Here is a 12,724-nt window from a genome sequence, read left to right as displayed (position 1 = left end):
CCGGGAGGAGTGTGCGTTCGGGGCCGGGTTCTGGCAACTTGGGAAGTGACTGGGTTGTCACTGTGCGGAACCGGGGTCCGGATATGGGACGACCCCCGCCAGGGGGGAGGGACGGGGGTCGTCAGGAGTTCAGCCCCGGGGGGTCGGACTGAACTCATCCGGCTCAGCCGGACGCGTCTACTGTATCCCCCCGCGGGTGGGTGACGCTTCTCGTCCGTTCGAGCGACACGGCTCGCAACCTCATCGCTATCTCACCGACACCTATGCTGGTCGGGTGACCGAACTTCGTGGCGATGGCATCAGTGCTGGCAAGCGGGTTGCCGCGTTCTTCGACCTGGACAAGACGGTGATCGCGAAGTCCAGCACGCTCGCGTTCAGCCGGCCGTTCTTCCAGGAGGGGTTGATCAATCGGCGGGCGGTGCTCAAGAGTGCCTACGCCCAGTTCGTGTTCATGCTCGCGGGGGCGGATGCCGATCAGATGGATCGGATGCGGGCGCACATCACCGCGCTGTGCACCGGGTGGGATGTAGAGCAGGTTCGCTCGATCGTGGATGAGACCCTGCATGACATCGTTGATCCGCTGGTCTACGCCGAGGCGACCCAGCTGATCGGGGAGCACAAGCAGGAGGGCCACGACGTGGTCGTGGTGTCGGCTTCCGGGGCGGAAATAGTGGCTCCGATCGCGAACATGGTGGGAGCCACTCACTCCGTCGGCACCCGGATGGTGGTTACCGAGGGTCGCTACTCTGGAGATGTCGATTTCTACTGCTACGGCGAGAACAAGGCCGTCGCGGTGCGGGAGCTGGCCGAGGAGCACGGGTACGACCTGAGCGCCTCGCACGCCTACTCCGACTCCATCACCGATCTTCCGCTGCTGGAGGTCGTTGGCCATCCGACGGTGGTGAACCCGGACCGTGCGCTGCGGAAACTCGCCGCGCAGCGGGGCTGGCCGGTGCTGACCTTCTCCGATCCGGTCTCGTTGCGGGCCCGGATCCCCACCCCGTCGGGGGCGACTGTGGCGGCGGCCGCGGTGGGGCTCGGGGTGGTCGCGGCGGCGGGGGCTGCCTGGTACGGGCTGCGGCGGCACCGGCGTGGACGCGCCGGTAATAGTGAGTCCGGCGACTGATCCGCCTCGGGGATTGACCGGGAGTGGTTGTGCCGCAACCACGGCGTGTCCGACACCTTCCGTTTATCCCCGGCTCTGAAACGGTGCACCCGTCTGAGCCCTTGCTGTGACCGCCCTCACGGACTACACATGGAGGTGCGGACCTCAACTGGCCAGGGATGATGCGAAGAGAAGCAGCATCCACCCCACTGGGCTCCGTGCGTGAACAGCGGGCACCCACGCGCAGCACGCCGCGGGAGGCATGTCGTCTAGGGGCTACGTACCGGGACGCTGGACGTCGAGCTCAGATTTGTACGACACGAGATGCACGCTTGGTAACCTGACTGTTCACGCTGTTGGTGGCGCCCTCGGTGCAAGCCGGTGGGCGCCACCATCGCGTTCGAAGGCAAAACGTGGCGGACACCGCTCGGATGGGCGTAGCCACGACCACCGCGGCTTCTCTAGCGTCCGCCACGACAGGCGGGACGTGGGGGGAGGCGGGATGCGGGCGGTGCGCGGAGTCGGCGGCTTGCTCGCGTTGCTGCTCGTGCTGGGCGCGTGTGCGCCCGGCGTGCCCGAGGCCACCGCTCCCGGTGACGCCCGCCCGGCCGGGCCGGACCAGTTGCGCGGGGTCGAGCTGGAGTACCTGTACTTCACCGATGGCCCGGATGAGATCGCGACTCGGCAAACGATTGAGAAGTTCGAGGTCGCCACCGGCGCGCGGGTGAACCTGCAGCTGGTGGCCTACGCGGACCTGGAGCGGACGTTGCAGGCGCGGATCGCCGGCCGCAACGCCCCGGACGTCGCGCGCACCCAGGACCTCAACCCCTATCGCGCGGACCTGCTCGACCTGCGCCCGTACCTGTCCGACCCGGGTTTCACCGAGGCTTTCCTGCCGGATGCGACCCGGGCGGTGCGCGGTCCGGGCGGGGAGTTCCTGGGGGTGCCCAGCGATCTGACCCTCAACGGCCCGTTCGTCAACCTGGACCTGTTCGCCAAGGCCGGGGTGCCGGTGCCGGCGCGGTGGAGCTGGGACGAGCTGGTCGAGGCCGCGGAGAAGGTCCGCCGGGTCACCGGAAAGCCGTACGCGATCGCGATGGACAAGTCCGGGCACCGGCTGGCCACCATGCTCAGTCAGTACGGCACCACCTTCTTCGACCTCGACGGCAGGCCCGCGCTGGATGTCAGCAAGGCCACCGAGGCGCTCAAGCGCTTCGCCGGGTTGCACGCCTCCGGGGCGATGCCGACCGATTTCTGGCTGGAGTCCGGTTCCCGCTACAAGGGCGCCAACGAGATCTTCCTGGCCCAGGACGCCGCGGTGTACCTGTCGGGGAACTGGCAGGTCAGCCAGTTGGCCAAGGCCAGTCAGTTCCGGTTCGCGGCCGCGCCGAACCCGTGTGCGGCCCGCTGTGGCGGCTTTCCCGGCGGCAAGTACATGGTCTCGTTCAAGCAGGCCAGGCATCCGGCGGCGGCCGCGGCCTTCATCGAGTGGATGAACGGCGCGCAGCGGCAGCGGGAGCTGGTGGCCAAGGCCCAGTTCCTGCCCACCCGCAGGGACCTGGTCGATCCCGGGATCAGCTATCCGCAGCGGCTGGAGGACATGCGGATCTTCCTGGCCGAGGCGAAACTGGTCCCGGCGGAGGCGTACACCACCAACTCCTCAGCCGCGTTCGTGCGCACCGCCAACGCGTTGCGGGACGAGATCGCCAAGGTGCTCGGCGGGCGGAGCACGCCGGAGGAGGCGGCGCGGGCCGTGCGGCAGGTGAGCGAACGAGCGTATGCGGAGGTCAACGGGCGGTGACCGGGCGGCGGATCGGCTGGGGGCAGCGGCTCGCGCCGTACCTCTTCCTCCTGCCGAACCTGCTGATCTTCGGGGTTTTCACCATCTACCCGGCGCTGAACAGCGTCAACATCAGCTTTTACGAGAGCCGCAACGGCCGTACCTTCCGCCCGGTCGGCCTGGACAACTACCGGCGGATCCTCTCCGACGAGCAGTTCTGGCACGCCGCGGTGAACACGGTGGTGTTCGTGCTGGCCTATGTGCTGGTCTCGGTGCTGGTGGCGCTGGGACTGGCGGTGCTGCTCAACCGGCGGCTGCGCGGGCGCGGGTTCTTCCGGGCCACCTTCTTCCTGCCGATGGTGCTCTCCCCGGTGGTGGTCGGCCTGGTGTGGGGCTGGTTGCTGGAGGGCCGCGGCGGGTTGATCAACACCGTGCTCGGCTGGCTGGGTCTGCCGACGCCGGGCTGGCTGGTCGACCCGGCGTTGTCGATGGTGGCCGCGGTGGGTGTCGGGGTGTGGATCCACCTGGGCTTCTACACGTTGATCCTGCTCGCCGGGCTGCAGGCGATCGATCCGCACCTGCATGAGGCGGCCGCGCTGGACGGGGCCGGGCCGTGGCAGCGGTTCCGGCTGATCACGGTGCCGCTGTTGCGGCCGACCACGCTGGTGGTGCTGGTGCTGGCCACCATCGCCGGGTTCCAGTCCTTCGACTTCCTCTACAGCCTCACCGGCGGTGGTCCGCTGGGCGCGACCACGTTGCTGGTGCAGTACATCTACCAGCGCGGGTTCGAATCGCCGATCAGCTATGGGCTGGCTTCGGCCGGGTCGGTGCTGTTGTTCCTGGTGATCCTGCTGGTCACGCTGGTGCAGTTCGGGCTGGCCCGGCGGCGGGAGGCGGTGTGAGCGCGCCGCGGTGGACCGGGATCGGCGGCAGGCCGATGCCGCCTGCCGGGAAGGTGCTGGCCTACACCGGTTTGGTGGCGCTGGCGTTGCTGGTGCTGGCCCCGGTGCTCTGGACGGCGTTGTCCTCGTTCAAGACCAGCACCGAGTTGTCGTTGCGGCCACCGCGGTTGCTGCCGGAGAGTTTCCGGCCGGACAACTACGTGGACGCGCTGGGGCGCTTCAACTTCGCGGTGTACCTGCGCAACAGCGTGCTGGTCACGGTGGCCGCGACGGTGCTCACGCTGGTGGTCAACACGATGGCGGCCTACGCGCTGGCCAAGTACAACTTCCGCGGCCGGACCACGCTGTTCCTGATCATCCTGGGCACGATCATGGTGCCGTTGCAGGTCATCTTCATCCCGGTCTACCAGGTGGTGGCCGATCTGGGGCTGGTGAACTCGTTGTGGGGCCTCATCATCCCGGCCGCGGCCACGCCGACCGGGGTGTTCCTGTTGCGCCAGTACATGTTGACCATCCCGGACGAGTTGATCGAGGCGGCCCGGATCGACGGCGCCGGCGAGCCGCGGATCTTCCTGCGGGTGGTGCTGCCGCTGTGCAAGCCGGCACTGGCGGTGGTGGCGATCTTCTCGGTGGTGTGGCGGTGGAACGATTTCCTGTGGCCGCTGGTGGTGGCCCAGGACGAGCACACCTACACCCTGCAGGTGGCGCTGGCCCGCTTCGCCGCGGAGGAGGTGGTTCCGTTCAACCTGATCCTGGCCATGAGCGTGGTGACGATGGCGCCGGTGGTCGTGGTGTTCCTGTTCATGCAGCGCCAGATCGTGCAGGGGATCGCGCAGACCGGATTCAAATGACGCCGTACGGACGTTGACCCGTCCAGATCACGTCAGTAACTTGCAGGCAACCCAGTCCTTTTTGTGAAGAGTTACCCGAACTACACCTGACCAGCAGGGAGGCAACGGTGCACCAGGTTGGCCGGCCACTCGCGGCGGCGCTCTCGGCGTTGACCGCGGTCACCGTCATGGGGGTTTTCCCCGCGAGCGCGACACCGGAGGCGGCGACGGAGGCGCTGACCGGGGAGCAGGCCGCGGCGACGCGGATGCGCGGTATGTCCCTGGAGCAGAAGGTCGGGCAGCTCTTCGTCACCTATGCCTACGGGCCTGCCGCGGACTCGGCGCACCCGAAGAACCTGGCCGAGTTCGGGGTGGCCACGCCGGCGGAGGTGGTGCGCAAGTACCACCTGGGCGGGGTCATCTACTTCAACTGGACGGACAGCTTCGCCAACCCCAAGCAGGTCGCCGCGCTGTCCAACGGGTTGCAGCGGGCGGCGATGAGCAGCGGGGCGCGGTTGCCGCTGCTGATCTCCACCGACCAGGAGCAGGGCGTGGTCACCCGGTTCAGCTCGCCCGCGACGCTGTTCCCGGGCAGCATGGCGCTGGGCGCGGCCAGGGACGCCGGACTGGCCCGGCAGGCAGCCGAGATCACCGGTCGGGAACTGCGCGCGGTGGGCATCAACCAGAACTTCGCGCCGGATGCCGACGTCAACGTCAACCCGGCCAACCCGGTGATCGGCGTGCGCAGCTTCTCCAGCGATCCGAAGCTGGTCGCGCAGCAGGTGACCGCGCAGGTCAAGGGCTACCAGCAGGGCCGGCTGGGGCAGAGCGTGTCGGCCACGGTCAAGCACTTCCCCGGACACGGGGACACCAACCAGGACAGCCACTACACGCTGCCGGTGATCAACCACACCCCGGAGCAGTGGCAGCAGCTGGACGCGCCGCCGTTCCAGGCCGCGATCAAGGCGGGCGTGGACTCGATCATGAGCGCGCACATCGTCACGCCCAAGCTGGACGACTCCGGTGAGCCGGCCACGCTCTCGCCGAAGATGCTGACCGGTCTGCTGCGTGGCCAGCTCGGCTACCGCGGGGTGATCATCACCGACTCGCTGCAGATGGAGGCGGTGCGGATCAAGCACCCGGACGCGGAGATCCCGGTGCTGGCGCTCAAGGCGGGCGCGGACATGCTGCTGATGCCGAAGAACCTGGACGTGGCGATCAAGGCCGTGCTGGACGCGGTGCGCAGTGGCGAGATCAGTGAGCGGCGGATCGACGAGAGCCTGCTCCGGGTGCTGCTGCTCAAGATCAAGCGCGGTGCGCTGACCCACCCGCTGGTCGACGAGGCCGCGGTGGACAAGATCGTCGGCATTCCTCGGCACCTGGCCACCGCGCAGCAGGTCACCGACCGGACGATCACCGCGGTCCGCAATGACGCCGGGCTGCTTCCGTTGCGCGCCAAGCCCGGCAAGGTGCTCGTGGCCGGGTCGAGCAGTGCCACCGCGCTCGGGCAGAAGCTCACCGCGCGCGGAGTGAGTCCGACCGTGCAGGTCACCGGGGACAAGCCGACCGAGGCGATGATCGCCAAGGCGGTGGCCGCGGCCGAGGGCCAGGACCTGATCGTGGTGCTGACCAACCGGGCCACCACCGACGCGCAACAGCGGGAGCTGGTCAAACGTCTGGTGGCGACCGGGAAACCGGTGGTCGGGGTGGCCGTGCGCGATCCGTACGACGTGGCCATCGAGGACGCGAAGACCTGGCTGACCACCTACTCGGCCACCGCGGTGTCGATGGAATCGCTGACCAAGGTGCTCTTCGGCGAGGCCAAGCCCAGCGGCAAGCTGCCGGTGAGCGTGCCCGCGCTGGGCGATCCGGCGCAGACCCGGTACCCGTTCGGCTTCGGCCTCACCTGGTGACGGGAGATCCAGCCATGGATGGTGTGAGCAGGCGCGGTTTCCTGGCCGCCTCGGCGTTGTCGGTGCCGTTGCTGACCGCGGGCTCGGCCTCGGCCGAACCGGAGGGCGGCGACCGGCGCAAGGTGCGCACCGGCGCGGACCGGTTGGCGGACAACGGGTTCGCCCAGCTCAAGGGCCGCAGGGTCGGGGTGGTGACGAATCCGACCGGGGTGCTCTCCGACGGGCTCGGGCACCTGGTGGACACCATGGTCGCCTCCGGGGCGGTCAACCTGGTCGGCGTGTTCGGCCCGGAGCACGGTTTCCGTGGCACCGCGCAGGCCGGTGGCTCTGAGGGCGAGTACGACGATCCACGCACCAAGGTCCGGGTCTACGACGCCTACGGGGCGACCGCGGTGAAGCTGGCCGAGATGTACCGCAAGGCCAACGTCGAGGTGGTGGTCTTCGACATCGCCGATGTGGGCGTGCGCTTCTACACCTACATCTGGATGCTCTACACCGCGATGCAGGCCGCCGTGCTCACCGGCGCGGCCGTGCTGGTGCTGGACCGGCCGAACCCGATCGGCGGTCAGGCTTACGGCCCGCAGCTGGATCCGAAACACGCCTCCGGGGTCGGCCGCAAACCGATCGCGCTGCGGCACGGCATGACCATGGGCGAGCTGGCCCGGCTCTACAACGACACCTTCCTGCCGGCCGAAACCGGCAAGCGGGTCGAGCAGCTCGACGTGGTGCCGGTGCGGAACTGGCGGCGGGACATGCTCTTCGCGAGCACCGGCCTGCACTGGGTGCCGCCGAGCCCGAACATGCCCACGCCGGAGACCGCGCTGGTCTACCCGGGCACCTGCCTGTTCGAGGGCACCCTGCTCTCCGAGGGCCGGGGCACCACCCGGCCGTTCGAGACCGTCGGCCTGCCCAAGATCGACTGGCGCTGGGCGGAGGCGCTCAACGCGCTGGGACTCAAGGGTGTGCTGTTCCGGGAGAACTACTTCGTGCCCACCTTCAACAAGCACGTCAACGTCAACTGCGGCGGCGTGCAGCTGGCGCTCACCGATCCGCGCGCCTTCGACCCGATCCAGGCCGGGGTGGCCATGATCGTGACGGCGAAACGGCTGTACCCGGAGCTGTTCGGCTGGCGGCCGGACAACTTCATCCACAAGCTGTGGGGCACCGAGCGCCTCAAGGACATGGTCGATCGCGGCGCGAGCACCGAGGAAATCGTCGGCTCCTACCGCCAGGAGCAGACCGACTTCCGCCGGCACCGCGCCCAGTACCTGCTGTACCGCTGAGGGGGATCCATGCGTCGCCGGATGATCGTGCCCGTGCTGCTGCTCGCACTCGTCACCGCGGGTCTCCCTGCCGCGGCGGCGGAAACAGGTGACAGTGGCGGGGTGTCCGGCCGCTTCGACCGCCCGCATCCGGGCTTCGCCCCCTTCTGGACCACCCTGCGCGCTTCCACTCCGGAGCGCGCGGGGCTGGACCCGGCGCCGATCAACGCCGCACTGGAGAAGATCAAGAACTGGACGCAGCCGCAGGGCACCGCGAAACCGCTGTTCTCGGGCGCGGTGACCCTGCTCGCGCACGACGGCCAGGTGGTCACCAGGACCGCCACCGGCCAGGCTTTGCGCTACGCCGACGGCATCGGCACCGAGCTGCCGCCGGAACAGCAGGCGCCGATGCGCACCGACACGATCTTCGACCTGGCCTCGATCTCCAAGCTGTTCACCTCGATCGCGGTCATGCAGCAGGTCGAGGCAGGCCGGGTGGACCTGGCCCGCACGGTGGCCAGCTACCTGCCGGAGTTCGCGGCCAACGGCAAGGACGCCATCACCGTCAAGCAACTGCTCACCCACACCTCGGGGCTGCCGCCGTTCCTGCCGCTGTGGCGGGACCACCCGGACAAGCCCAGCCGCATCCTGGGCGCGCTCACCGCCAAACTCCAGCAGCCGCCCGGCAAGGCCTACATCTACTCCGACCTCAATCTGATCGCGCTCGGCGTGCTGGTGGAGAAGGTCACCGGCGATCCCCTCGATGTGCTGGTGCGCAAGGGGATCACCGAGCCGCTGGGCATGCGGGACACCGGCTACAACCCGGCGGACAAAGCCCGGACCGCGGCCACCGAGTACATGACCGTCCCCGCCCGCGGCATGGTGCGCGGCGAGGTGCACGACGAGAACGCCTGGTCACTCGGTGGCGTGGCCGGGCACGCCGGGGTGTTCGGCACCGCCGAGGACCTGGCCGTGCTCGGCCAGACCATCCTCAACGGCGGCGCCTACCGTGGCCACCGGATCCTGCGCGAGCGCACGCTGCGGCAGATGATGACCAACCACAACACCGGCTTCCCGGACAACGCGCACGGCCTGGGCTTCGAGCTGGACCAGCGCTGGTACATGGAGGGCCTGTCCAGTCCGCGCACCGCCGGGCACACCGGGTTCACCGGCACCTCGCTGGTCGTCGACCCGGTGTCCCGCTCGGTCGCGGTGCTGCTGTCCAACCGGGTGCACCCGTCCCGGGCCTGGGGCTCCAACAACCCGGCCCGCCGCGCCCTCGCCCAGGGCTTCGCCCAGTCCCTCGCGGTGCACCCGCGGCACGGCAGGGACGCCTGGCACTCCGCCGCCAACGAGGAACAGGCCGCGGTGCTCCGCACGGGCCCGCTCTACCAGCGCGGACCGGCCACGCTGAACTTCGCCGCCTTCGTCGACACCGAGGCCACCGACAAGGTGAGCGTGGAGGCCAGCGTGGACGGCGGGGTGAGCTGGCAGCCGCTGACCCTCACCGCCACCGGACCGGGCGCGCCCGCCGACGCGGTGACCACGCTGGCCGGCGCCGGACACCGGGCCTGGTGGCGGGTTTCCGCCAGCCTGCCCCCGGCCGCCTCGGTCACCCTGCGCTGGCGCTACGCCAGCGACAAGCAGTACACCGGCCGCGGGGTCTTCCTCGACGGCATCCGGATCAGCGACCGCCGGGGCGTGCTGCTGGACGCCGAACGGCACCCGGAAACGCTCACCGCGCAGGGCTGGACACCGGTCCGCAGATGACGATGTGGTGAAGGACTCACCACTCCCGCGACCCCGGCTTACCGGGCACAACACGTACCGGTGTCGGTACGGGTTCGAGCACGTCAACCCCTGGTTCCGAGGGCGACACCGGGGCGTAACGATTCGGCGACACGAACGGGCTAATCGAGCCTGCCGACTAAGCCGAACGGAGTCCGGCGGGGCACTGTGTGCACTGAGTCGACGATCTTGGCAGACTTAAGATTGCGCTGACGTTCGAACGCCCCGCTCACGGCCCTGACCTGCGGCAGAACATGAATCTCCGGTGTCGTTCGATTGAAGGACATCGGTGACCATTTGCCCGTTATCAACGGCCGAAAGTTCTTCCTCAACACCGCGCGGTAACGGGGTTACAGTGGGCTGAGGCAGCACAAAGACGCCAGATGACCTGTTGATTCTCTGCCTAACTGTTAGTAAGTTTCCGACATGGCCTCTTCCCTTGGCTCGGCCCCGGACATCGCTGACACGAGTCCGTTGGTACGGATCCGCTCCCTGTTCCCGGGACTCGCACGGGCCGAGCAGCGAGTGGCCCAGGTGGTGCTCGGCGATCCGGCCGTGGTCGCGCACCGCTCCATCACCGAGGTCGCCGAGGCCGCCGGCACCAGCGAGACCACGGTGACCCGCTTCTGCAAGGCCATCGGCGTCGGCGGCTACCCGGACCTGCGCATCGCGCTGGCCGCGGACACCGCGCGCACCGCGGCCCGCGCCGATCGCGATCTCGGCAGTGACATCGGCCAGGGCGACGACCTGCGCCAGGTGGTCAGCAAGGTCTCCTTCGCCGACGCCCGCGCGGTCGAGGAGACCGCCGATCAGCTCGACGTGGTGGAGCTGGAGAAGGTCGTCGAGGCCATGTCCGCGGCGGGCCGGGTGGACGTCTACGGCGTGGGCGCCAGCGCCTTCGTGGCCATGGACCTGCAGCAGAAGCTGCACCGCATCGGGCGGATCAGCTTCGCCTGGAGCGACACCCACATCGCGCTGACCTCCGCCGCGGTGCTGTCCAAGGGCGATGTGGCGGTGGGCATCTCGCACACCGGCGCCACCGCGGACACCGTGGAGGCGCTGCGGGTGGCCCGCAGCCGCGGCGCGACCACGGTCGCCCTCACCAACTTCCCGCGCTCCCCCATCGCCGAGGTCGCCGACTACGTGCTGACCACCGCGGCCAGGGAGACCACCTTCCGCTCCGGGGCCACCGCGAGCCGGATCGCCCAGCTCACCGTGATCGACTGCCTGTTCGTCGGGGTGGCCCAGCGCCACCACGAGTCCGCGACGGCGGCCCTGGAGGCCACCTTCGAGGCGGTCAGCGGGCATCGGCTCGGGCCACGTCCGGACGGCCGGCGCCGGCAGCGGGAGACCGGCAAATGAGCTTCCCCACGCCGCGTCCCTCGGTCCGGGTGGACTCGCCGACGGAACGCCGTAACCCCCGCACGCTCGAACTCGACCAGCTGCCCACCGAGGACATGCTGCGCATGATCAACGCCGAGGACCAGCTGGTGCCCGGCGCGGTCGCGCTGGTGCTGCCCGAGCTGGCCAGGGCGGTGGACTTCGCGGTGGAGGCACTGCGTTCCGGCGGCCGGGTGCACTACGTCGGGGCGGGCACCTCCGGTCGGCTGGCCACGCTGGACGCGGCCGAGCTGGTGCCGACCTTCAGCGCGCCGACGGACTGGTTCCTGGCCCACCACGCCGGTGGCGCGGCCGCGCTGCGGCAGGCCGTGGAGGACGCCGAGGACAGCGTGGAGGCCGGGGCCGCGGTGATCGCCGAGCACGCCTCCCCCAAGGACTTCGTGCTCGGCCTGGCCGCTTCCGGGCGCACCCCGTTCGTGCTCTCCGCACTGGCCGCGGCCCGGCGGCTGGGCGCACGCACCGGGCTGGTCTCGGCCAACCCGGCCGCGATCGCCGGGGTGGACGTGGACGTGCGGCTGGCCGTGGACACCGGGCCGGAGGCCATCGCGGGCTCCACCCGGATGAAGGCGGGCACCGCGCAGAAGCTGGTGCTGACCTCCTTCTCCACCGCGGTGATGGTCCGGCTGGGCCGCACCTACTCCAACCTGATGGTCAGCATGAAGGCCACCAACGCCAAGCTGCGCGGGCGGTCGCTGGTCATCCTGGGCGAGGCCACCGGGCTGGATGAGAAGACCTGTTCGGCGGCGCTGCTGGCCGCCGAGGGCGATGTGAAGACCGCGCTGGTGTGCCTGCTCTCCGGAGTGGACACCGAGACCGCCACCAGGGCGCTGGAGGCCAGCAGCGGCCATGTCCGGCACGCCATGGACAGCCTGCGGGCCGCGACCGGCTGAGTCACCGTGGGGCCGTGGCGGACGCTCAGTTCGCCGCGGCCGCCTCGGCGATCGAGACCGCTTCCTTGGCGCCGGCCTCCAGGGACGCGCAGTAGTGCACGATCCAGTTCGCCACGCCGTCGGGCTCGCCGGAGGCGAAACCGCGGGCCGCGCTCAGGTAGGCGTCGGGGTGCCGCATCCAGGACACCTCCGGCACGCCGAGCCCCTTGAGATCCAGGCCGGTGGCGATGCAGGTGAGCCGGGCCGCCGCGCGCGCGATCACGCCGTTGGCCTGGGCGAAGGGCACCAGGGTGAGCAGTTCGCCGTGCACCACGGCGGCGACCACCGGGCCGGGCACCTTGCTGCCCCCGGCCACCAGCTGGGCCAGCAGGTCCAGCCGGGCGGCCACCGCCGGATCGGCGGTGGGGCGGCCGAGCAGTTCCGGGTCCGCGCCGGGCACCAGGTCGGCGGCGGCCAGCACGTGCATCCGGGCCAGGGCCTGCAACGGGGCGCGCTGCCAGGTGGTCAGCAGCAGGCCGACCGATTCGGCCACCCGCAGCGCACCGGCCAGCACCGGATCGCTCACCTCGCCCGCGGCCGGGATCTCGGCGCTGCCGCCGTCGAGCACGGCCGAGGCCCTGGCCGCGCGCACGGAGGCTTCGGCGGCCGTGGTCGGCCAGCCCCGCCGGTTGGTCGGATGCCGGTGCACCTCGGCGATGGCGAACCGCGCTGTCTCCACCGCCTCGGCCACACCGGGCAGTTCGAGCAACGGACGCAACGGATCGGTGGCGAGCGGACTCACGACGGCGGAGCGTACCCGGCTGAGCCGACAGTCAGGATTGGCCTGCTGGATTCGCTCCCCGGTGGCCGTTTA

The 12,724-nt window shown here is 69.9% G+C and carries 10 protein-coding genes; 9 read left to right on the top strand and 1 reads right to left on the bottom strand.

What is annotated here, in order from left to right; translation table 11 throughout:
* The first annotated feature begins 298 nt into the window (after nt 1–298).
* From MZC64_RS07370 to murQ, 9 genes are all read left to right on the top strand, one after another.
* The gene (locus MZC64_RS07370) at nt 299–1,126 is read left to right on the top strand and encodes an HAD-IB family hydrolase (protein WP_374205686.1); all 828 of its coding nucleotides are present in this window, start codon (nt 299–301) and stop codon (nt 1,124–1,126) included.
* 481 nt (nt 1,127–1,607) lie between these two features.
* Nucleotides 1,608–2,906 (top strand): ABC transporter substrate-binding protein, encoded by a 1,299-nt coding sequence (locus MZC64_RS07365; protein ID WP_247761130.1) that lies wholly within the window; start codon nt 1,608–1,610, stop codon nt 2,904–2,906.
* A complete protein-coding gene (locus tag MZC64_RS07360; RefSeq protein WP_247761129.1) occupies nt 2,903–3,787 on the top strand; it encodes a carbohydrate ABC transporter permease in 885 nt (294 codons plus the stop codon). Before MZC64_RS07365 ends, MZC64_RS07360 begins: the two co-directional genes overlap by 4 nt.
* Nucleotides 3,784–4,638: a carbohydrate ABC transporter permease gene (locus tag MZC64_RS07355; RefSeq protein ID WP_247761128.1), complete on the top strand. Its 855-nt coding sequence runs from the start codon at nt 3,784–3,786 to the stop codon at nt 4,636–4,638. Before MZC64_RS07360 ends, MZC64_RS07355 begins: the two co-directional genes overlap by 4 nt.
* Before the next feature lie 167 nt (nt 4,639–4,805).
* Nucleotides 4,806–6,530, top strand: a complete 1,725-nt coding sequence (locus MZC64_RS07350) for a glycoside hydrolase family 3 protein (RefSeq protein WP_247761645.1) — start codon at nt 4,806–4,808, stop codon at nt 6,528–6,530.
* 14 nt (nt 6,531–6,544) lie between these two features.
* Nucleotides 6,545–7,813 carry an exo-beta-N-acetylmuramidase NamZ domain-containing protein gene (locus tag MZC64_RS07345; protein WP_247761127.1) on the top strand — a complete coding sequence of 423 codons (1,269 nt, stop codon included), beginning with the start codon at nt 6,545–6,547 and terminating at the stop codon, nt 7,811–7,813.
* A 9-nt stretch (nt 7,814–7,822) separates the two neighbouring features.
* Nucleotides 7,823–9,562 (top strand): serine hydrolase, encoded by a 1,740-nt coding sequence (locus tag MZC64_RS07340; protein WP_247761126.1) that lies wholly within the window; start codon nt 7,823–7,825, stop codon nt 9,560–9,562.
* 444 nt (nt 9,563–10,006) lie between these two features.
* Nucleotides 10,007–10,942: a MurR/RpiR family transcriptional regulator gene (locus MZC64_RS07335; protein ID WP_247761125.1), complete on the top strand. Its 936-nt coding sequence runs from the start codon at nt 10,007–10,009 to the stop codon at nt 10,940–10,942.
* A complete protein-coding gene (gene murQ / locus MZC64_RS07330; protein WP_247761124.1) occupies nt 10,939–11,871 on the top strand; it encodes an N-acetylmuramic acid 6-phosphate etherase in 933 nt (310 codons plus the stop codon). The genes MZC64_RS07335 and murQ overlap by 4 nt, the downstream gene beginning before the upstream one ends.
* Before the next feature lie 25 nt (nt 11,872–11,896).
* Here the strand turns inward: murQ and MZC64_RS07325 are convergent, their stop codons facing one another.
* Nucleotides 11,897–12,652, bottom strand: coding sequence for an oxidoreductase (locus MZC64_RS07325; RefSeq protein WP_247761123.1), 756 nt, complete (start codon nt 12,650–12,652; stop codon nt 11,897–11,899).
* Between the last annotated feature and the right edge of the window lie 72 nt (nt 12,653–12,724).

The organism is Crossiella sp. S99.2 (assembly GCF_023094165.1).
Taxonomy (GTDB): domain Bacteria; phylum Actinomycetota; class Actinomycetes; order Mycobacteriales; family Pseudonocardiaceae; genus Crossiella.
Note: the sequence above shows the minus strand (reverse complement) of the source record. Positions and strands in the feature narration are given on the sequence as shown.

Excerpts from the sequence above, each read along its gene's own strand:
- MZC64_RS07365 (WP_247761130.1), top strand. The coding sequence starts at position 1,608 with ATGCGGGCGGTGCGCGGAGTCGGCGGCTTGCTCGCGTTGCTGCTCGTG.
- MZC64_RS07350 (WP_247761645.1), top strand. The coding sequence starts at position 4,806 with ATGGGGGTTTTCCCCGCGAGCGCGACACCGGAGGCGGCGACGGAGGCG.
- MZC64_RS07345 (WP_247761127.1), top strand. The coding sequence starts at position 6,545 with ATGGATGGTGTGAGCAGGCGCGGTTTCCTGGCCGCCTCGGCGTTGTCG.
- MZC64_RS07340 (WP_247761126.1), top strand. The coding sequence starts at position 7,823 with ATGCGTCGCCGGATGATCGTGCCCGTGCTGCTGCTCGCACTCGTCACC.
- MZC64_RS07335 (WP_247761125.1), top strand. The coding sequence starts at position 10,007 with ATGGCCTCTTCCCTTGGCTCGGCCCCGGACATCGCTGACACGAGTCCG.
- murQ (WP_247761124.1), top strand. The coding sequence starts at position 10,939 with ATGAGCTTCCCCACGCCGCGTCCCTCGGTCCGGGTGGACTCGCCGACG.